Here is a 20,999-nt window from a genome sequence, read left to right as displayed (position 1 = left end):
TTTACGATGGCAATCGGCCCAGGGTCCGTCGTCGGGGGCTACCGAGTGGAGCGGCTACTCGGAACCGGCGGTATGGGCTCTGTCTATCTCGCACGCCACCCGCAACTACCCCGCTGGGATGCGATCAAGGTGCTCAGCGCGGAGTACTCGAGCGACAGGGAATTCCGCGGCCGCTTCGAGCGTGAGGCGAATCTCGCTGCCACACTCGACCATCCGAATGTCGTGTCGGTGTACAACCGAGGTGAAGAGCACGGGCAACTCTGGATCGCCATGCAGTATGTGGAGGGCGTAGACGCAGCGCAGGTCATGGAGCGGGAACCGGGTTCCATGACGGTGTGGCGGGCGTTGCATATTGTCTCCGAGATCGGCCGCGGGCTGGATCATGCGCATCGGCGCGGCATGCTGCATCGCGATATCAAGCCGGCGAATTTCCTGCTGTCAGCGGTCGATGGCGGCGAAGAGAGGGTGCTGCTCACCGATTTCGGTGTCGCCAAGTCCACCGATGACACCAACGAGCTCACGCAGGCGGGCAGTTTCGTCGCCACGATCGCGTATGCGTCGCCGGAGCAGTTGGCAGGCCGGGCGGTGGATCATCGGGCGGATATCTATGGGCTCGCCTGCTCGTTCTTCAAGCTGGCAACGGGACGGAATCCGTATCCGGGCACGCAGCCGGCCGTCGTGATGATGGGGCATCTGAGCGAACCGCCGCCTCGTATCACCGATATCGATCCGGGGCTGCCCGCGGCCGTGGACGAGGTGCTGGCGGTCGCGCTGGCCAAGGATCCCGATGAGCGTTTCGGATCGTGTCATGAGCTGACCGCGGCGTTGAAATCGGCGCTCGAATACGGTGTTTCGGGCCTTTCGATGAGTACGGTGCCCCGGCCGACGATCTCGCCGCCGGTGGCGCGGCCGCAGCCCGTGGCCGAGTCCGCCGATGCGTCGCGGGGGCACGCAGTGCGTTGGTGGCTGCTGGGCGGGGCCGCCGCCACGGTGGTGGCCGTGGCTGTCACTGTTGGCATCCAGTTGACGAAGGCCCCTTCGCCCGCGACCGCAGGCACCGGGGCGACCTCTTCGGCTGCGCTCGCCGCACCGAAATCGGTCGCGGAGGCGAAGGCGGAGAACCCGGCCTTCGGCGGCAAATACATTGTCGCGATCGATATCTCAGGTCAGAGTGGACAGTCCGCCGACCTGGACTTCCAGTTGAAGCCGAGTAGCCAGTCGAAGTTCTTCGAGGATCTCGGCTTCTCCTACAGTCCCCGCTTCACCCGCACGGGCAACGAGCCCAGCCCCCGCCCCGTGGCTCCGGACAGTCAGGCCAAATACACGGCAATGGCGCCGATTACGTCCGGCTACGTGCTCGTGGTGCGCAGCGACACGGACGCCGGCAATGGCGGCCTCGTCAATCTGCCCGTAGCGGTCGGCTCGACCCCCGCGACGGTCATCGTGCTCGATGATCCCGCGGCGGTCACCGCCTTCCGTGAGTGGTCCGACAGGTCGGAGCGGATCCTGCTGGAGAAGCTGGTCCCGATCCTGAGCCGAACCGTCAAATAGCCCGCGCCGGAGCCAATCCGATGAATCGCTGCTCGGTCGGCGTGGTCACCAGCTGCGCAACGGTTCTCGCCGCCGGGGTGTGCACGGTGACCATGTGCGGATCGTTGGGGTGCTGGAGGATCGTCACGTCCGCGTCGTCGGGCTGGTAGTCGTCGGGGAGGCGGTCGTAGACCGACAGGACGGTGGCAGAGCCCGGGGGAGCGGAGGCGGGGACGCCGTCGAAGACGATGATGGTGGCGGCCGGGTGGGGTGCGCGGGGGTTCATGATGTTCTGCCGGGAGCTCTGGGTGACCGAGGAGGCCAGGGACAGGGCGTGGGTGGAGCCGACGTTGTTGATCATGGATTGCCAGGCGCCGGGGCGGTTGGTGTGGACTACCGCGCCCGCGCCGAGGGCGATGGCGCGCAGGATGACCTGCTGGGCCAGGGGGAGTCCGGAGACGACGTCGATGCGGCGGGAGCCGTCGCCGACCAGGGGGACGGCGATGCCGCGGCCGGTGGCGTCGGCGCCGATCAGCTGGCCGCAGCCGGCAGTGGGCACCGCGATATCCGAAAGTGCTTCCAGGGGACCGCGATAGCCGCTGGAGCGGGTTTCCTGTGCGCCGAAGGAGAGGGTATCGGCGAGGGCCCAGAGTTGCAGGCCGTTGAGTTCGCGGAGGCCGGGCAGCGGGGGAGTGTCGAGTTCCTCGGTGGCGTCGTAGCGGACGCGGGCATCGACCTCGATGGTGTCGGCGGACGGCTCACCGCGGGTGGAGCTCTTGGCGATCGGGCGCAGGCGCACGGTCACGGTGGTGGCCAGGCTGCGGACGGTCCAGATGGCGGCCAGGCCGTCGGCGGTGAAGGCGTCCGGGTCGATCTGGAAGGTGTTGAGGTGGATGCCGTTGTGCTCCAGCGACTTCGGGTGCTCCACGAACTGGCCGACGGGGATGCCGCGGCTGAGTTCACGCACCGCGCTGGTCATCTCGGCGGAAGTCAGCACGGAGGCCGTGATGCCCCGCGCGGCAAGGCGATTGGCGACGCGCCGGGTGGCGATGATGGCCGAGCGCAGCGCGCCCTCGGGACCGCCGCCGCGATTGTCGACCGCCTTGCTGTTGTTCAGCGGGTTCAAGCGCAGCACCAGCCACACCGTGCGATGCGCGATAGCCGGTAGCGGGCCGAGGATTTCGTCGTACAGGTGGCCCAGCGGTGCGATGCTGGCGGCATAGCCCGACAGCACGGCCTCGGCGCTGGCGGTGCGGGTACCGGTGCTGATCACATCGGCGGAATCCAGCTCCAGGTCGTATTGCCTGAGGCAGGAAGCGATTTCGGTCAGCGGCAACACCTGGTCGGTGCTCAGCGACCCGCGCTTCAGCAGCGTCAGCGTGTCCGGTGGCGGATCGATACGCAGCATGGTGGTGAGCAGCGTTCCGTCCCAACGCAATCCATAACTACCGCCCTCGGGCAGCGGCACGTCGAACAACCGCGACTCGGTCATCTCCCTGCGCCGCGCCTGCCGCCATTTGAACGCCGCCCAGGAGCCGAAGCGCAGCCCGAACGGCGTGCCCCGCACCGGGAACAGGCCGATCAGGACCGGGACGGCGGCGGCGATCAGCGTGGCCCACCAGGGCGCGTGGAACGCGACGGCGACCAGCGAGGCCGCCACCGCGAGCAGGCCCACCGGAATCACCAGCCGCAGCGGCAGATTCCGGAACAGCCACAGCTCGTCCGAACGCAGTTCCGCCGGTGCGGGTCTCGGCGCGGGCGAGTCGTTCAAAGGTTCCCCCTCAGTCGGCTGCCGACGCCAAGCCCAGCGAGGTGAGCAGCGTCGTCAGCGCGGCTTTCATATCCGATGCCTCGATGCGCATCAGGACGGATTCGTCGACTTCGCTCAGGTCCAGCGATTCGTCGTTGGCGAGCCGGAATTCGCGCTCTTCTTCGGCCGTCTCGATCAGATTGCGGATGAAACGGCCGTTGCCGGCCAGGTCCACGCCGCGGCGCGGCTGCCCGCTCTGATCGGTGCTCTCCATCTCGTACAGCTTGGTGCAGGTGCGCACCAGCTGCTCCAGCGCGCCCTCGGACAGCGAGGAATCCCGCTTGGCCGAGATCACCTGGCCGATCTGGCCGAGCTCTTCGGCGCTGTAGGACGGGAACTGCAGGCGCTTGGCGAAACGGGAGGCCAGACCGTCGTTGGCGGCCAGGAAGCGATCGATCTCGCCGTCGTACCCGGCGATGATCACGACCAGTCGGTCTCGATCGTTCTCCATACGCGCCAGCAGCGTGTCCACCGCCTCGCGGCCGAACGCGTCCCCACCCGAAAGACCGGTCTGGATCAGCGTGTACGCCTCGTCGATGAACAGCACGCCGTCCATGGCGGTATCGATGAGCGCCTCGGTCTTGATCGCGGTCGCGCCCAGATGCTGCCCCACGAAGTCCGAACGCTTGGTCTCCACGACCTTGTCGGTCTTGAGAATGCCCAGGCCACAGTAGATCTTGGCGACCACGCGCGCGATGGTGGTCTTACCCGTTCCGGGCGGACCGGTGAAGGCCAGGTGCTGACCGCGCGCCGAACTCGAAAGCCCCTTCTCGGCACGGATCTTCGCCAGCTGCGCGCTCGACTGCAGCTTGGCCACCTGGGTTTTCACCGCGGCCAGGCCGATCTGCTTGTCCAGCTCGGCGCGCGCGGCGGCCAGGATCTCCTTGGCGCGATCCTCGTGCTCGGCGGCCTGCTTCTCCTCCAGCGAAGGCGCCGAAGCCGGATCCCACTTGTCGGTGCGGGCCTCGATCACCTCCTTGTTGGTCAAGGTGATCCGATACGTCCGGTCGCGCATGGCGGCGGTATTGGCATCGAAATCGGGCGCCTGTGAATAGACCTTCTCGAACAGCGCCTGTGCCTCTTCGGCATTGCCGGTCTCGCGCAGGCACAGGCCGCGGCAGAACATGGCGGCGGTGCGGGCGGCCGGAATCGGGCCCGCCTCGGCCTGTTCCATGCGCCGGATCGCCTCGCCGAACAGACCGAGCTGCGCGCAGGCTGTGCCGACCATCACATGTGCGCCGGCGGCCAGATAGGGATCCTCCCACTGATCCGACCGCGCCAGCACGGTCATCACATCGGGCCAGCGCTGGGTGTTGTAGTGCAGGATGCCGCGCACGTAAGCCGCGATCCGGCCGTCGATTTCGAAGTCCGGATCCGAAGACCGTTCGCGGCGGTGCTTTTCCAGTTCGTCGAGCACCAGTTCGGCTTCGTCGTACTGTTTATCGGCAATCAGATGCGCGGCGTACGCGAGGTGAATTTCGGTGAAACTGGCCAGCGGGTAATCGATGTAGAGCCCGGGCAGAAAACGTCCAGCAAGCACCCGCTGCGGCAGCCCCAACCGGCGCTGTTCCCGATACAGGGAGACCGTGCTGGTCTTGTACAGGTTGTACAGAACATCCTTGGTCACCTCACCGGCAACCGCCCGGCCCAACCAGGCGTCGCACATGGTGGCGTCCCACTCGGTGGCGCGCTGAAAGGCCAGCTTCGCGTACTCGAGATCCTTGTTGGACTCCTGGCCGTCGATGCTCAACCCCAGTGACAGCACTCCCGCATCGAAGGCGCGTTGTGCCTGGCGAGTGTCGATCATCCTTGGCGAACCCCGAATTCGTAGAACCTGGTTAGGCTTTCGTTCACAATCCCACCCCGCACCGTGCGATCGCACAGGTGCGGTCAGTCGGATACATTATGGTTAACCGCCCTAGGCGGGCAACTGTTGGAGAAGTCAGGAGCAGTTCAGCACGTGACCGCACAGTCGCTCGGCGGCCTTGGAGCCACCGAACCCGAATTGTGCCGAGTGTCCGTCATCGGGGGGAACACCCAGCTCGACGTCGGGCTGCCGGCAAACACGCCGATCGCCGCATTCATCGACGATCTCGTGAAGCTCATCGAATCTCGCGACCCGGAGCCACTGGGCAGCGAAGAGGGGGGAACGCCACTTCAGCCGCAGCATTGGACGCTGGCCAAACTGGGCCGCGACATGATCGCGCCCAACCAGACGCTCAATGACGCGGAGATCTACGACGGCGAACTGCTCGTCCTGCGCGCGGTGGCGGCCAAGGAATCGCCCGCGCTCTTCGACGATGTGATCGATGCCGTATCCCGGCTCACCGCAGAGGAATTCCGGGGCTGGTCGCCGAGCTCGGCGCGCTGGACCGGACTGGCCGCGGGCGCGGTGGCGGTGCTGATGGCGCTGGTGCTGGGCGCGGTATCGCGCGGCAACGGCGATGATTTCGTCGCGCCCGCCATGCTGCTCGGCGGGGCCGTCGCGGCCTTGGTGGCGGCCATGATCGCCAAGCGCAAGTACGCGGACGAGCTGACCGCCTCGGTGCTCACGCTGTGCCTGCTGCTGCTCACCTTCGGCGGGGCGGCGCTGGCCGTGCCCGGCGAACTCGGCAGTCCGCATCTGATGCTCGGCGCGACGGCCACGCTGCTGGTGGCGGTGGTCGGCTACCGGGTGATCGGGGCGGGCGGGACCATCGTCGCCACCGCCGTCACGCTGGTGGTGCTGGCCGGTGGCGCGGCGGCGGTGCGGGTGATCTGGGACGCGGGCACCGTGAAAATCGCTGCCGGGGTGCTGATCACCTCCATTCTGCTGCTGTCCATGGTGCCGCGGCTGGCCGCCATGCTGGCCCGGCTGCCCGTGCCGCCGGTGCCCACCGCGGGCGCGGCCATCGATCCGGCCGATCACGAACCGCGGCCGACCATCGAGGGCATCGGGGCGATCGGCGCGACGGTGCTGCCATCCGCGCACGGCCTCGGGCAGCGGGCGCGCACCGCCAACCAGTTCCAGACCGGCATGGTCATCGGCAGTGCGGTCGGGGCCAGTTTCGGCGCGGTCGTCGCAGCCGATCCGCTGGGCTCCCCGCGCTGGCAGGGCATCGCGCTCGCGGTGGTCGTCGCCGTCATCCTGTGCCTGCGCGGTCGCTCCTTCGCCGACCTCACCCAGGCCACCACGCTGATCGCCGGCGGCTGCGTCACTTTCGTGTCGCTGCTGGTGCTGCTGGCGCTCGCCGATCCCGAAATGCCGCTGCTCTCGGCCGGACTGCTGCTCGCCTTCGCGGTGGGCGCGATCGGTTTCGGTGTCATCGGTCCGCACGTCGAGGTGACCCCGGTGACCCGGCGCTTCAACGAGATATTCGAATACGGCCTGATCGTATCGATCGTCCCGCTGGTGCTGTGGCTCATGGACGTCTACTCGATGGCGCGGAACATATGAGACGGATCCATCGCGACTGGGGTCGGATCGTCTGTGCGGCAAGCATTCTCGGATCGGCGCTGCTGGGACCGGTAGTGCCGGCTTCGGCATTGCCGGTCAAGGCCGTCACGCCGCCGACGGTCGATCTCGGGGCATTGGGGGAGGCGCAGGCGCTCAGTGGCAAGCCCGCGCCGCAGCAGCCCACCGAGAAGCACGCGCTGTGCAACGAGCCCTCGCTGGCCGGGTCGGTGCCGAAGGACGAGCCGTACTCGCAAGGGGTGCTGAACCTTTCCGCCGCATGGCAATTCAGCCGGGGTGCCGGGCAGAAGGTCGCGGTCATCGACACCGGGGTGAACCGGCATCCGCGGTTGCCGGGGCTGGAGGCCGGGGGCGATTTCGTTTCCGGTGGTGACGGCACCGACGAGGATTGCGACGCGCACGGCACCTTCGTGGCCGGCATCATCGCTGCCCAGCCCAGCCCGGACGATGCCTTCGTCGGCGTCGCGCCCGAGGCCACCATCCTGTCCATCCGGCAGGTCAGCGACCATTACAAGGTCAAGGGCTCCGGCGGCGACAAGGCGCCGGGCAATATGAGTACCCAGGGGTACGGCAATGTGACCACCCTCGCCGCCTCGGTGGTGCGGGCGGTGGACATGGGCGCCACGGTCATCAATATCTCCGAAGTGGCCTGTACCGCAGCGGGTTCCGAAACCGCCGACGGCGCGCTCGGGGCCGCGGTGCGCTACGCCTACGACCGCAATGTCGTGGTCGTCGTCGCGGCCGGGAACGTGGACTCCTCCAGCGGGTGCACCACGCAGAACGACGAGAACCCGCAGAACTCCGCGGACAGCTGGAAGAAGGTCAAGACGGTGGCCAGCCCGGCCTGGTTCAGCAAGTACGTGCTGGCCGTCGGCTCGGTCGACCGTAACGGGAGCCCGTCCAGCTTCACCCTCTACGGTCCGTGGGTCTCGGTCGCCGCGGTCGGCACCAATATCATCGGGCTGGACAGCAAGGGCGGTGCGACCGGATTGGTCGACCGAGCCCTGACCTCGAACGGGTGGCAGCCCATCGGCGGCACCAGTTTCGCCGCGCCCTATGTGTCCGGCCTGGCGGCGTTGATTCGCGCGCGCTTCCCGGAGATGACCGCGCAGCAGGTCATGGACCGGATCACCCGCACCGCGCACGCGCCCGGCACCGGTCGTGACGATCGCATCGGCTACGGCCTGATCGATCCGCTGGCCGCGCTCACCGCGCAACTGCCGGACAAGCCCGTGACCGTCGGCTCCGATCAGGCGCGCGCCTTCCCCGAACCTCCCAAACCCGTTGGCCCGCCGCGCCTGCCGCGACTGGTGGCCATTGTCGGCTCCATCGTTTGTCTGTCCGCGCTCGGAATCGGTCTCGCGCTGTCGATCCCGTTCCGCCGCGCCCGCCGCGACGACGAGCTGCCCGACCTCGATTCGTAAGAACCGGAGCAATATTCATGGCTACCGAAGGTTTCGTACGCCGGCCCCGCATCGCCCCGCCGCGCGCGCCGGGCGGAGAGATGGCGCTCACGCCGCCGCCGGAAATCCCGCGCGCGGTGGCGGGTTCGCTGCTCACCAAGCTCATGCCGGTGGTCATGGTGGTGGCCATGATCGGCATGGTGGCCATGATGGCCATGATGGGCCGGTCGATCCTGACCAACCCCATGATGATGATGTTCCCGATGATGATGATCATGTCGATGGCGGGCATGCTCATGGGCCAGCGCAGCGGCAACAAGAGCGCGGCCGAACTCAACGAGGATCGCAAGGACTACTTCCGGTATCTGGACCAGACGCGCCGGGAAGTGCGGCGCACGGCGCAGAAACAGCTGGAAACGCTGGTGTGGAGTCATCCCGAACCCGCCGACCTGCCCTCGGTGGTGGGATCGCGGCGGATGTGGGAGCGGCGGCCCAACGATCCCGACTTCGGGCATGTGCGGGTCGGGATCGGTACCCACCGGCTGGCGGCCAAGCTGGCGCGGCCGGAGACCGGACCCCTCGAAGACCTGGAGCCGGTATCCACGGTGGCGTTGCGGCGGTTCGTGCGCACCCACTCCGTGGTGCACGAACTGCCGACCGCGGTGTCGCTGCGGGCATTTCCGGCAATCAATGTCGAGGGTCCGGCCGAGGACGCCCGCATGATGGTGCAGAGCATGCTCATGGAGTTGACGGCTTTCCATGGGCCCGACCATGTTTCGGTGGCCATCGTGTGCGCCGATCCGGACGCCGAAGCCTGGTCGTGGGCGAAATGGCTGCCGCACCTGCAGCATTCGTCGGCGCGTGACGGTATGGGCGCGGCGCGCATGATGTACGGCTCGCTCGGTGAGCTGGAGACGGCGCTGGCCGACGATCTGCTCGAACGCGGGCGGTTCATGCGCAATCCGCAACCCACGCAGGGGCGGGTGCATCTGGTCGTGGTCATCGACGACGGGTATGTCAGCGGTAACGAGCGGCTGATCAGCGAATCCGGTCTGGACGCCGTGACGGTGATCGACCTGAGCGCCAGTGAGAACTCCCTGGCCGCGCGGCGTGGGCTGCAGCTGGTCGCCGCCGGGGGTGAGGTGTTCGCCAAGAGCGCCGCGGGTACCGAGAAGTTCGCGACCGCCGACCGGGTGACGCTCGCCGAGGCGGAAGCCTTCGCGCGCAGTCTCGCCCGCTACCGGATCGCCACCGCCGCCCAGATCGTGAGCCTCGGCGACAACACCACGACCACCGATCCCGGTCTGATGGCGTTGCTGAAGATTCCGGACGCCGCGCAGATCGACCCGTCCAAGGTGTGGCGTCCGCGCGCCGGGCGTGAGCGGCTGCGGGTGCCGATCGGTGTCACCCCCGACGGCACCCCCGTCGAGATCGACATCAAGGAATCGGCCGAGAACGGTATGGGCCCGCACGGGCTGTGCATCGGCGCCACCGGTTCGGGTAAGTCGGAATTCCTTCGGACCCTGGTGCTTTCGATGGTCGCCACGCACTCGCCCGATCAGCTCAACCTGGTGCTGGTCGACTTCAAGGGTGGCGCGACCTTCCTCGGCCTGGATCCGCTGCCGCATGTCGCGGCGGTCATCACCAACCTCGAGGACGAGCTCGCGCTCGTCGACCGTATGCGTGACGCGCTCGCCGGTGAGATGACCCGGCGGCAGGAATTGCTGCGCTCCGCCGGCAATTTCGCCAATGTCAACGATTACGAGAAGGCGCGGGCGGCCGGCGTGCCGCTGGATCCGCTACCGGCGTTGTTCGTGGTCATCGACGAGTTCTCCGAATTGCTCTCGCAGAAGCCGGATTTCGCGGACCTGTTCGTCATGATCGGCCGCCTCGGGCGGTCGCTGCACGTGCATCTGCTGCTGGCTTCGCAGCGGCTCGAGGAGAACAAGCTGCGCGGGCTGGACGCGCACCTGTCGTATCGGATCGGTTTGCGGACCTTCTCCGCCAACGAATCCCGGGCGGTGCTCGGTATCACCGACGCCTACCACCTGCCCGGCGTGCCGGGGTCGGGTTACCTCAAGAGCGACGCGTCGGATCCGTTGCGGTTCAACGCGACCTACGTGTCCGGGCCCTATGTCGCGCCGCGCGCTACCCGGCAGGCCGACGGCAGTGCGCTCGTCGAAGCGCCGCCGCGGGAATTCACCGCCGCGCCGGTGGAAGTGCTGGCGCTGCCCGCACCCGATCGCGTGGATCCGCTCGATCTGCTGCCGCCGCCACCGACCGCCGACGAAGGCATTCCGGACAGCCTGCTGCAGGTCGTGGTGAAGCGCCTGACCGGGCACGGGCGTCCGGCGCACGAGGTGTGGCTGCCGCCGCTGGAGGAATCGCCGACGGTGGACATGCTGCTGCCCGATCCGGACTGGCGGTCGCCGGTCAACCGGCACGGTCAGCTGTGGATGGCCATCGGCATCATCGACAAGCCGTACGAGCAGCGGCGTGACGTGCTCACCATCAATCTCGCGGGCGCGCAAGGCAATGTGGCGGTGGTCGGCGGCAAGCTGTCCGGTAAATCCACCGCGTTGCGCACCATCATCATGGCGGCGGCGGCCACGCACACCCCCGAACAGGTGCAGTTCTACTGCCTCGACTTCGGTGGTGGTTCGATGGCCAGCCTGGCCGGGCTGCCGCACGTCGGCTCGGTGTCGAACAAGCTCGACGTGGATCGCATTCGGCGCACCGTCGCCGAGATCGCGACCCTGCTGCGGCAGCGTGAGGAGCGGTTCGCGGAGCTCGGCATCGAATCCATGGCGGAGTTCCGGCGGCGTAAGCATGCCGCGCTGTCGCAGGGCATTCACGATGATCCGGTGCTGCAGGACAAGTTCGGTGACGTGTTCCTGGTCGTCGACGGTTGGGGTGTGATCCGCGAGGAATTCGATTTCCTCGAAGGGCAGATGAATGCCTTTGCCGCCCAGGGGCTTTCCTACGGCATCCACCTGGTGATCGCGGCCAACCGCTGGGCCGAGATCCGGCCGGGTGTCAAGGACATGACCGGTACCCGTATCGAGTTGCGCCTCGGTGACCCGTCGGACTCCGAGATGGGGCGCAAGGTCGCGGTCAATGTGCCGGTGAACCAGCCCGGGCGCGGTATCACCGCCGATCCGCTGCACATGCTGATCGCGTTGCCGCGCTTGGACTCCGATACCGATCCCGATACGCTGGCGGCCGGTGTGGCCGATGCGCGCACCCAGATGGAAGCCATGTACGGCAACCGGCGGGCCGCGGAGGTCCGGATGCTGCCGCTCAGCGTGCCGCGCGAGCAGGTGCTCAATCTGGCCGCCAAGCACGGCATCCAGCAGGGGCCGACCAAGGTGGTCATCGGTATCGGCGAGGCCGAATTGCAGCCGGTGGTACTGGATTTCGCGGCGGAACCGCACTTCATGGCGTTCGCCGACATCGAATCCGGCAAGACCACGCTGCTGCGCAATCTGATCCGGGGCATCGCCGAGAACTCGAACTCGCAAGAAGCCCGCGTCATCCTCATCGACTATCGGCGCACGCTGCTGGGCACGCTCGAAGGTGAACAGTTGGCCGGCTATTCGACGTCGTCCCAGACCTGTGGGCCGATGATCAAGGAAGTCGCCGGGTACCTCGCGAACCGGATCCCCGGCGCCGACATCACGCCCCAGCAGTTGCGCGAACGCAATTGGTGGACCGGGCCCGAAATCTACGTCGTGGTGGACGACTACGACATGGTCACCACCGGCGGCAATCCGTTCGGACCGCTCGTCGAACTGCTGCCGCAAGCCCGCGACATCGGCCTGCACCTGGTCGTGACCCGCATGATGGGCGGCGTCTCGCGTGCCCTCTACGACAATGTGCTCGGCACGATGAAGAACCTCTCGGTGTCCACACTGCTCATGAGCGGCCCCCGCGACGAAGGCAAGCTCATCGGCGATCTCCGCCCGATGAAGCTGCCGCCCGGGCGCGGCATCCTCTGGTCCCGCTCGGGCGACCAGATGATCCAGATCGCCGATCTCCCACCGGAATAGGGTTTCACGCACGTGGCAAGACTGTTCATCATCCTTACCCTGGCGGCCGGGGTCTTCTCGGCCCTGGCCTTCCAGCAGGGCGGCTATCTCCCCGGCGTCGTCTTCGCCCTGCTGGCGGTCGGTCCGCCGGCCTGGTTCATCACGACCGTGGTCCGCACCCGCCGCAACGGCGGCGTGGTCCCCGCCGCCTCGTCCCGCTCCCGCACCCTCGGCTGGATCGCGGTGGCCCTGATCGTCCCGCTCACCGGCTACTCGGTCTACTGGATGTTCTGGATGCCGAAGGCCAGCCGCACCGCGCTCTCCGAATACCGCGACCTCGAAAAGCTCTGCACCGGAAGCGATCGCAAATATTTCCCCGACGGCGCCGCCCACCAAGGCGCCGGCCCGCACCCCATCGCCATCTTCTACACCGACGAATCCGAAACCACCCAGCACGCCTCCATGGGCGCCGCCACCGCCCCCTCCTACTGGAGCGGCGACTACAAGAACCCCCAGAACGTCCAACTCGTAGCCTGCCTGGGCAGCGCCTCCAAAGGCGCCCACGTCACCAAGTGCGAATTCAAAACCGACACCCTCGACCAATACCAAGGCATCTACAACGCCACCCTCTACGAAACCACCACCGGCAAAAAAGTCGCCGAAACCCGCCTGACCGGCGCCACCACCCCCAACTGCCCCCACTTCACCATGACCAAGGGCAAAGACCCCGTCCTCTACACCGAACCCGACTTCGCCGAATACCAACGGGCCCTCGGCAAGTACGTAGAGAACTGACAGAGGCACTCGAGTGAACATTGGTCCCGGCACCGTCTTAGGTGGCTATCGCATCGAGCGGGTGCTCGGCAGCGGCGGCATGGGCACGGTGTATCTCGCCCAGCATCCCGCTCTACCGCGCTATGACGCCCTGAAGGTGTTGTGGCCGCACCACGCTACCGATGCCGAGTTTCGTGCACGGTTCGAACGCGAAGCGAAACTCGCGGCGACACTGGATCATCCGAATATCGTCACCGTTCACAACAAGGGCGAGGACGAGGGATGCTTGTGGATCGCGTTGCAGTATGTGCCGGGTACGGATGCGGCCAGCGCGGTCGAACGTGATCCGGTCGGCATGACGCCGCAGCGCGCGCTGAGGATCGTCGGCGAGATCGGGAAGGGACTGGATTACGCCCACGACCGCGGGCTGCTGCACCGCGACATCAAGCCTGCCAATTTTCTGCTGGCGCCGCAGGAGGGCGGTGAGGAACGGGTTCTGCTGGCCGACTTCGGCATTGCCAAACAGTCGGACGGTAATACCGAGCTGACGCGGACCGGCACTTTTCTTGCCACGATTGCCTATGCGTCGCCGGAGCAACTGTCCGGCGGACAGCTTGATGCCCGCAGTGATATCTACAGCCTGGCTTGCTCGTTCTACCGGCTCGTCGCGGGACAGACTCCGTTTCCGGGAACGCAGCCGCTCGAAGTGATGATGGGGCACGTCAATCAGCCGCCGCCGCGATTGACTGCGCTCCGGCCTGACTTGCCGGCGGCGATGGATGCTGTGCTGTCGCGGGCTTTGGCGAAGGATCCGGCACACCGTTATCGGAGCTGTCAAGAGTTCAGCGAGGCAGCTGCGGCGGCGTTGGCGACCAACTATCCGCGGAGTGCGCCCACTGTTGTAAACCGTTCGCCAGTATCGCAATTCGCTCATCTTGCCGGGGACAAGGCGGCTGCGGATGAGGCAGGTCAGGCTGCCGCGGACAAGGGGCGCCCGAAGCCGTTGCGCCCGCCAGCCGAGAAGCCGTTGCTCAACTCGCAACAGGTCCCCCGAATGGTGCGGGATCCGGCGGTTTTGGATCATGAGACGGAACGGAGCCCCGCTCGTCGGAGACTTGCCATTGGAATCGGTGCCGGGCTGCTGGCTGTAACTCTCGGGGCGTTGTACTGGACGAGCGGTGCGGTATCCGACGATGCACAGTCCGGTTCGGGGTGGCGTCCGTCGCCGGCGACCCTGACGTCGACGGCTACCGGCGGTCCGGTGTCCTCGGCGGCGCCGGTAGGGGTACAGGATCCGTGCGATCTGCTCGGCGGCAACGGCAGCGACGCGCCGTACCAATTCGGGCTCGGGAGTGTCGAGGTGCCGAGCAGCACCGCGGATCAACGGCGCTGCGATTGGCGGGATATCCAGCAGGGGAAGGCGTCGGGTGCCATTACGTTGTCGACGACCCCCGCGCCGGTGTCGGCGGAATCGGAATCGCTTCGCGTTTCAAATGCCGTCACCGCACAGCGGATTCGCATTCCGTCCGACACGAATCGAAACTATGCGACCTGCGTGGTCGTTTGGCCGACCGCGCGTGGGCACGTGCAGATCGAGATGACTAACCACTTCGCCCCGACCGTCACTCTGGATGATCTGTGTGTCCGGGCCGGGAGGATCTCCGATGCCGTCTATCCGAATATTCGATCCTGAGCTACTTGACGCTCTTGCGGAGGACTGGGATCAGTTTTTCCAGGAGGATGCGTTCGGATTGGTCGGTCCAGTTGCGGAGGGCTTCTACGGCGGCGGGGTCGTCGAGGACCATTACGGTGGCTCGGCGGCTTTGGATGCTGGAGGGCAGGTTTACCAGGCCGCCGCCGCCGGCGTTGGTGTCGCTGCGGACCGCGAGTAGGTAGCCGGAGTCGATTTGGTCCAGGGGGGAGGACTCGTAGCGGATTATGGGGCGGGGGGTGGTTTCCTCGTCTTTGCGGGTGCAGGCGGCGTGGTAGACGAAGCCGAGGTTTTGGAAGAAGGTGGCTTGGGGGCTGGGTTTGAGGTGCAGGGCCACGGTGGCGTTGTAGCCGGAGGTGCCTGAGACATCTACCGCCGCTATGGTTTTGCCTTCGAAGGCGGGGTTTTGGCGGCGGGCGTCGGCGGTGGTGGCGGGGGCGCCGGTGGGGGTGGGGGCCACGGTGGAGGTGGCGGCCGCTTCCGGGGCGGAGGTGTCGCGGGTGGACCAGATGCCTATGCCGGCGGCCAGCGCGAGGACGGTGACCGCGGCGGCCGCGGCGAACCAGAGGCGCTTGCGGGCGGGGGCGGTCCGGTCGCTCGCGGGTGGGGCGGCGGAAGGCGCCGGCGGGGTGTGGGTCTGGGTGCGAGGGTAGGACGCCGGGGCGGCATAGCGGCTCGGGAGGGTGTGCATGGTGAGGTCGGAAACCCCGAAATGCATTGCGGATTCGAGCGCTTTGGTGAATTCGTGGCAGGTGTCGAAGCGGCGGTTCGGGTCCTTGTCCATGGCTACCGCGAGGACTTCGTCCAGGGCGGGCGGGAGACCGGGGAGGGCGGCGGAGATGAGGGGTGGGGGTTCGGTGAGGTGGGCCATCATGATCATGGCCGGTTGGGTGCCGGGGTAGGGGTTGCGGCCGGTGGCGAGTTTGAAGAAGGAGCAGGCCAAGCCGTAGATGTCGGAGCGATGGTCGAGCTGGCCGCCGGTGAGCTGTTCGGGTGCGGCGTAGGCGATGGTGGCGACGAAGCTGCCCGCCTGGGTGAGCTCGGTGGTGTCGGCGGTGGATTTGGCGACGCCGAAGTCGGTGAGCAGGACGCGTTCCTCGTCGCCGTCGCCTTGGGAGAGCAGGAAATTGGCGGGTTTGATGTCACGGTGCAGGAGGCCGCGGCGGTGGGCGTGATCGAGGCCGCGGCCGACCTCACCGATGATGCGCAGAGCCCGGTGCGGGGTCATCGACTGCGGGTCGGCTTTCATGGCGGCGTCGGCGTCGACACCGTCCACGTACTGCATGGCGATCCACAGCTGCCCGTTCTCCTCGCCGCGGTTGTAGACCGAGACGATGTTCGGATGATCAAGGGCGGCAGCGAGATTGGCCTCCCGCTGGAACCGGGTGCGGAACTCGGCGTCGGCGGAGAACTGCGTGCTCAGCACCTTGATGGCGTCACGTCGGGGCAGCACGGGATGTTTGGCCAGATAGACCGTCCCCATGCCGCCCGCACCGAGCACCCGCTCGATGTAGTACCCGCCGATCACGGCACCCGGTCCGATACTCATGTGTTCCCTTACATCCATTCCGCATTGGCGAGCAGCGCGTATTGTGCCGCGGCACGCTGGTGCACGTCGGTCAGCTGATTACTGACGACCATCGCGACGTAGCGGCTGTAGCGAATGACGCACCGGAAGCGTTCGGCTGCTTGGGAATCGGCCGCCTCCTCGCAGATGACATCCGGAACACCTTGGGGTGTACTAGCTTTGTTCTTAAAGCCGCCGGTTATCGCGCCCGACAAGGTCGCGGCGGCAGCGGCGTCTCGGGCGCGCAACAGCAACGCGCCGTTCTTGGTTTCCGAGACCAGGTCCACCCCGGAGGGTTCGATGATCGCCCGCCATTTGTCCTGGGAGGTCACGCCGTGCAGGAAGCCGCGTGCGCTCATCACCCATTCGGATTTGACGGAGGGTTCGGGGCTGCCGGTGAGTTGCAGCGTGCGCCGGAACATGCCCTGCGGGTCGTAGTCCAGGCGCACGACGTCGCGGGGCGTCAACGGCGGCAGCTGGTCCAGCATCGGGAGCTGAACGGAAAGAGCCTGCTGTGCGAGGCTTTTCAGCCCCGCCTCTTCCGCCGACGGCTTCTGCACGAACACGTTGATCAGGTAGTCGCCGTGCGACAGCGTCACGCCCATGGTCGGAATGCCCGGCCGCCAATGGCCTTTCGCCTCCGGATACTTCTCGAGCGTGACCGGCTGGTTGGCCTCGGCCGCGACGGCGAAGTCCGCGGCTTCGATCTCGGTCGCGGTCTTGGCCGCCGATCCGGCGTCGGGGAACTGGATAACGGCGATATTGACGCTGGTGGTCTGCCCCGGATTGCCGCCGTCCGAGCGGTTCACCTCACGTTGGACCGTCTGGTCCCGCGCGGTGCTGGGATCGGTGTCGGCCGCCGACATGCTGAAGCCGAACATCATATTGCTGTTCTCGAGGATCGGCGTATCGACGGCGGCCAGGATATTCCCGGCATTCCGGGCGGAGGTGATGCCGACCGCCGCACGCCCGAATTTCAGGCTGGGATCGACTTCCGTCCCGTTGGCGACGAAGCCGGCCAGCCGCATGGCGGCCAGTTCGTTCCCCTTGTACACCTTGTGGAAATACTGCGCCCGGTAGTCCAGCGGGATGGTCGAGTACCGGCCGACATCGAAGGTGCGCGCATCGGGTTCGGCGGCGCCGGGAGTGCCGGACACCGTCGGCCCGCACGCGGTCGCCAGCGTGACCGTGGCCAGGGCGAGCGCGCCGGAGAGCAGGCGGGCCGGAGTGTTGCGGAAGAATGCCATGCGCCGTCTCACTTGCTGTTCGCGAGGATCGCGTACTGGGCCGAAATGCGTTGCTGGGCTTCCGGTAGCAGAGACGCGAAAGCGAACCCCACATAGCGGTCGTAGCTCACGTAGCAGTAGTAGGGGACCGCGTTGGCGATGGGCCCCCGATACTTCTGGCAGCGTGCGCCGGGCAACCCCTTCGGGGCCTCGGCATCGACCATGTACTTGTCGGCGGTCACGTCGGCCAGATACTGCTTGGCGGCGGCCGCGTCCCGGGTCCGCACCAGTTGTGTCGCACCGTAGCCGACCAGATCGACGCCGGTGCGTTCGTACAGCGCCCGGGTGCGTTCGGGATACTCCGCGAAATGCAGGTCGGCCGCCGCGCCGTAGACACCCGGCGGCCGTTCGTAGGAATCACCGTCCGGTTTGGGCAGGGTCCGGTACAGCATCTGGTCGGGATCGGAGACCCGCTGCGCGAGCTGATCGGGCGGGGTCGGCTGGAATGCCCGCAAACGATCGGCGACCACACGAATCGCGTTCTCCGCCAGGCCCAGCAACTTGTCTGGCTCGGAGACGCCCAGCTGCTTGTCCTCCGCGCTGTCGACCACCGGCACGATCACGTACTTGCCGGTCACGTACCAGCCGGCCAGCGCCTTCTTCTCGGAATGGAACTTGAAAGCGGTATCGGGGTACTTGGCCGACTTGACCGCGGTGACCTCCCCGGGTTGCCCGCCGGTGTTGTAGAACCCCCGCGCGGCCAGGGCGCTCGCGGCGGCGGTGGCCTGAGCTTCGGTCTCGAACAGCAGCACCGACGCCGACATCGAATTGCCGATGCCCTGGTCCGAATCGGTCTGCCCGGTGCTGGCGAATCCGCCCACGAATCCGGGTGCGTCGGTATCGAATCCGGTCTGGTCCAGGTAGGTGAACATCGGTCCGGCGTGGCTCTCGCCGGGCGCGAGGAAGGCGTGCACGACATCCGGCCGATTGACCTTCATGGACTGATCGATCTCCACCGTCAACGGCATGACGGACGCGAGCGCTTCCGCCTCGAAGAACCTGCCCACGAATTGGCGATTCTTGGGTTCGAAGGCTTTCGGCTGGGTGCGATAGTTGCCCACCTCGAGCGCGGCGAGGTCGACCACGGGCTCCGGATCGCTGCCCGCGCCGGAGTCGCCACCGCACGCCGCCGTGCCCGCGACCAGCGCTGTCGCCAGCGCAAGCGCCGGCCATGCTCGCGAAAATGTGCGCAACGACTTCGCCCCCCGGCCCCTTGGTCCACCTCGATTCGCGGGTGGATGTCAATCCTTGTTGCCGGGAGTCTAACCAAACGCTCGGTTTCGGGCGCGGCCCAGGTCGTACGCCGCTACTCCGGCGTAGCCCGCCGCCGTGCCCGGCACGTGGAGCGGTTGCAGCTCACCCGGCTCCCAGGTCGCCGCCTCGGGCCAGCTGTCGGCGCGGCGTTCGAACAGGGCCGCGGAGGGCCCCGTGGCCTCCGGTCCGGCGATCCGGGCCAGGCGGAATCCGGCCCGCCGATAGTAGTCGTGCAGGCCGGTATTCGTGGTCCAAGCGTCCAAACGCACCCAGGCGCGGTGCTTTTCGCGGGCGAGGGCACCGGCGTGGGACAGCAGTGCTTGGCCGATGCGATTGCCCGCGAAGCGCAGGTCCACGATCATGAAGTGCACGATGACCGCGTCGGCGAGCTCGCCGGGTGACCAAAGGCCTTGGTCCGCGCGGTCGTTCACCGTGATGGTGCCGGCGGGTTCGCCGTTGACCTCCGCTATCCAGGTCTCCCCATTGCGCACCGAGCGGGTGACCGCGCGGGCGAAGAGCTCGATGGGGAGTCCGCGTCCGGCCCGGGTCCATTGATCACTGCCGTGGGCTGCCAGCCAGTGGGTGCGTTGGAGGCGGAGCCTGGTGATGGTTCCCAGGTCGGCGAGTCGGGCCGGGCGGACGTGCGGAGTCATGGCGAACTAGGTAGCAGGGAACTCTCGAAGGAGTGGGCATTGGCCGGTGGGGGCGGCGAGCCGAGGGTCTTGCGAATGATCTCGGTACCCAGGTCGTCGCCGAGCTCGTAGGCCAGGCGGTTGCGTGCGGCCGTGGAGCGGTGCCGGGTGACCCGGGTGATCCGCTCGTGGTTCGCACCGATGCGCAGGTGGTCCAGCAGGACGGTGCCCGGGCCGATGCCGAGGATGACGGCCTCCTCGGCGGTGGCGGGGCGGGCGACCACGGTGTCGCGATGGGCGGTCTCGGCGTAGCCCCGCTCGGCCAGCCGGCGGGTGGTGCCCTCCGGGATGTCGTGCGGGCAGTCGATGCCGGTCGCCTCGGCCAGGTCTCTGGGATAGAAGCTGACCTCCCAGGACCAGGGCTCGTTGTCCAGGTACTGCATGATGGTGCGTGATACCACCCAATCGTCCTTTTCCACGCCGAGCCAGTGCGCCACCTCCGGACTGGCCGGTTCCATGCGGGCACTGAACTGCTTGGACGGTTCCCGGCCCGCGGCCAGCGCGATCTCGACGAAGATATCGCGCGCGGTCTTGGGCCGGTCCGGCCGAATCGGGCTGGTGACAACGGATTCCAGCACCTCGCGGCTGCGCACGATGGTGCCTCTGGAAGTTGCCGTGTAGACCAGGTTTTCGGCGACCAGGAGCTGAATTGCGTTGCGAGCCGTGGTGATCGAGACCTGCATCTGATCGGCCAGCTCGTTGTGACTGGGTAGTCGATCGCCCGGTTTCCATTTGCCGGCGCGGATCTCCTCGCGGAGGAGGTCTGCGATCCGTTGATATCTCGGACCGTCCGCCATCTCGCTCCTCGGTTGTTGCTTCAAGGCTCAGAAGTCTACTCCCGGACCCCTACTGCCGTGTAAGGCTTGACAAGCGCTTTCCGAGGTTTATTGTAATGAACGTCCTGAATGCGGTGTTGTTTTACGTCGATGAAGTCGAGGCAACGTGGCAGGTTCGGAGACATCGAATACGGTTGTTGTGGCACTGCCCGACATGTCCCCTTCGTATGGGGATATCGAGGCGCCGTCATTGGTCACCGGTCTATTACCGACCTCCGACCTACTCCTGCGCGCATGCCGCGGTCATCGCGTCATCGGCGGACCTCTGCTGTGGTTCGCTCATGACCTGGCCGTACTGCATGAGCGCAGGCTGGTCGGCCGCGGCGGCACCGGCCCCGACACCGATCCGACGTCGATCATCGAAAACAAGCGCCGCCGAATCGAATTGGTAATGGCCATAGACGATTGGATCGTGCGTTCGGTTCCCCAGCATCGCCTGGGTGCGACCTTGCATACCGAAACGGTCGGATCGGTCATCGATCGATTGGCGGAGGCTTCCATTCGCGCTCATCACGCGTTGATGACCCTTGACGCGAATGATGAAGTGCTACACGGTGCTTGGCACCATTTGGCTGAATTGTCCGACGCCTACGATGATCTCGTACGCGACGTCCTAGCGGGCCGGCGGCGCCTACCCGCGTGGTGATGACCTCC

At 66.9% G+C, this 20,999-nt stretch carries 14 protein-coding genes; 7 read left to right on the top strand and 7 right to left on the bottom strand.

All coding sequences use genetic code 11. From position 1 onward, the window contains the following. The first annotated feature begins 6 nt into the window (after positions 1–6). On the top strand, positions 7–1,551 hold the full coding sequence (locus LTV02_RS26835) for a serine/threonine-protein kinase (RefSeq protein ID WP_233034623.1): 1,545 nt from the start codon (positions 7–9) through the stop codon (positions 1,549–1,551). On the opposite strand, the gene eccE is transcribed toward LTV02_RS26835, so the two are convergent. Continuing rightward, positions 1,544–3,301: a type VII secretion protein EccE gene (eccE, locus tag LTV02_RS26830; RefSeq protein ID WP_233034622.1), complete on the bottom strand. Its 1,758-nt coding sequence runs from the start codon at positions 3,299–3,301 to the stop codon at positions 1,544–1,546. The genes LTV02_RS26835 and eccE overlap by 8 nt on opposite strands. 10 nt (positions 3,302–3,311) lie before the next feature. Next, the gene (eccA, locus tag LTV02_RS26825) at positions 3,312–5,147 is read right to left on the bottom strand and encodes a type VII secretion AAA-ATPase EccA (RefSeq protein ID WP_067711875.1); all 1,836 of its coding nucleotides are present in this window, start codon (positions 5,145–5,147) and stop codon (positions 3,312–3,314) included. Between the two features lie 153 nt (positions 5,148–5,300). Here eccA and eccD point away from each other — a divergent pair, with 153 nt between their 5' ends. The 5 genes from eccD to LTV02_RS26800 are packed head-to-tail and all read left to right on the top strand — an operon-like array spanning position 5,301 to position 14,692. Continuing rightward, complete coding sequence (gene eccD, locus LTV02_RS26820; RefSeq protein WP_233034621.1) at positions 5,301–6,776, top strand: type VII secretion integral membrane protein EccD; 1,476 nt, start codon at positions 5,301–5,303, stop codon at positions 6,774–6,776. Then, positions 6,773–8,218: a type VII secretion-associated serine protease mycosin gene (gene mycP / locus LTV02_RS26815; protein ID WP_233034620.1), complete on the top strand. Its 1,446-nt coding sequence runs from the start codon at positions 6,773–6,775 to the stop codon at positions 8,216–8,218. Before eccD ends, mycP begins: the two co-directional genes overlap by 4 nt. 17 nt (positions 8,219–8,235) lie before the next feature. After that, complete coding sequence (gene eccCa, locus LTV02_RS26810) at positions 8,236–12,246, top strand: type VII secretion protein EccCa (protein WP_233034619.1); 4,011 nt, start codon at positions 8,236–8,238, stop codon at positions 12,244–12,246. A gap of 12 nt (positions 12,247–12,258) precedes the next feature. Next, positions 12,259–13,020 (top strand): hypothetical protein, encoded by a 762-nt coding sequence (locus LTV02_RS26805; protein ID WP_233034618.1) that lies wholly within the window; start codon positions 12,259–12,261, stop codon positions 13,018–13,020. Between the two features lie 13 nt (positions 13,021–13,033). Next, a complete protein-coding gene (locus LTV02_RS26800; protein WP_233034617.1) occupies positions 13,034–14,692 on the top strand; it encodes a serine/threonine-protein kinase in 1,659 nt (552 codons plus the stop codon). Between the two features lies 1 nt (position 14,693). On the opposite strand, the gene LTV02_RS26795 is transcribed toward LTV02_RS26800, so the two are convergent. The 5 genes from LTV02_RS26795 to LTV02_RS26775 all read right to left on the bottom strand — a co-directional run bounded on the left by LTV02_RS26795 (position 14,694) and on the right by LTV02_RS26775 (position 20,306). Next, positions 14,694–16,259, bottom strand: coding sequence for a serine/threonine-protein kinase (locus LTV02_RS26795; RefSeq protein WP_233034616.1), 1,566 nt, complete (start codon positions 16,257–16,259; stop codon positions 14,694–14,696). 8 nt (positions 16,260–16,267) lie between these two features. Further along, on the bottom strand, positions 16,268–17,524 hold the full coding sequence (locus tag LTV02_RS26790; protein ID WP_233034615.1) for a DUF7373 family lipoprotein: 1,257 nt from the start codon (positions 17,522–17,524) through the stop codon (positions 16,268–16,270). Between the two features lie 8 nt (positions 17,525–17,532). Further along, positions 17,533–18,756, bottom strand: coding sequence for a DUF7373 family lipoprotein (locus tag LTV02_RS26785; RefSeq protein ID WP_233034614.1), 1,224 nt, complete (start codon positions 18,754–18,756; stop codon positions 17,533–17,535). Between the two features lie 69 nt (positions 18,757–18,825). Further along, the gene (locus LTV02_RS26780) at positions 18,826–19,470 is read right to left on the bottom strand and encodes a GNAT family N-acetyltransferase (RefSeq protein ID WP_233034613.1); all 645 of its coding nucleotides are present in this window, start codon (positions 19,468–19,470) and stop codon (positions 18,826–18,828) included. Continuing rightward, entirely contained in the window at positions 19,467–20,306 is an 840-nt protein-coding gene (locus LTV02_RS26775; RefSeq protein ID WP_067711849.1) for a GntR family transcriptional regulator, read from the bottom strand. Before LTV02_RS26775 ends, LTV02_RS26780 begins: the two co-directional genes overlap by 4 nt. A 178-nt stretch (positions 20,307–20,484) precedes the next feature. Between LTV02_RS26775 and LTV02_RS26770 the strand changes: the two genes are divergently transcribed. After that, positions 20,485–20,991, top strand: coding sequence for a DUF4254 domain-containing protein (locus tag LTV02_RS26770; protein WP_233034612.1), 507 nt, complete (start codon positions 20,485–20,487; stop codon positions 20,989–20,991). Positions 20,992–20,999 lie beyond the last annotated feature (8 nt).

Source organism: Nocardia yamanashiensis, assembly GCF_021183565.1.
Taxonomy (GTDB): Bacteria; Actinomycetota; Actinomycetes; order Mycobacteriales; family Mycobacteriaceae; genus Nocardia; species Nocardia yamanashiensis.
Note: the sequence above shows the minus strand (reverse complement) of the source record. Positions and strands in the feature narration are given on the sequence as shown.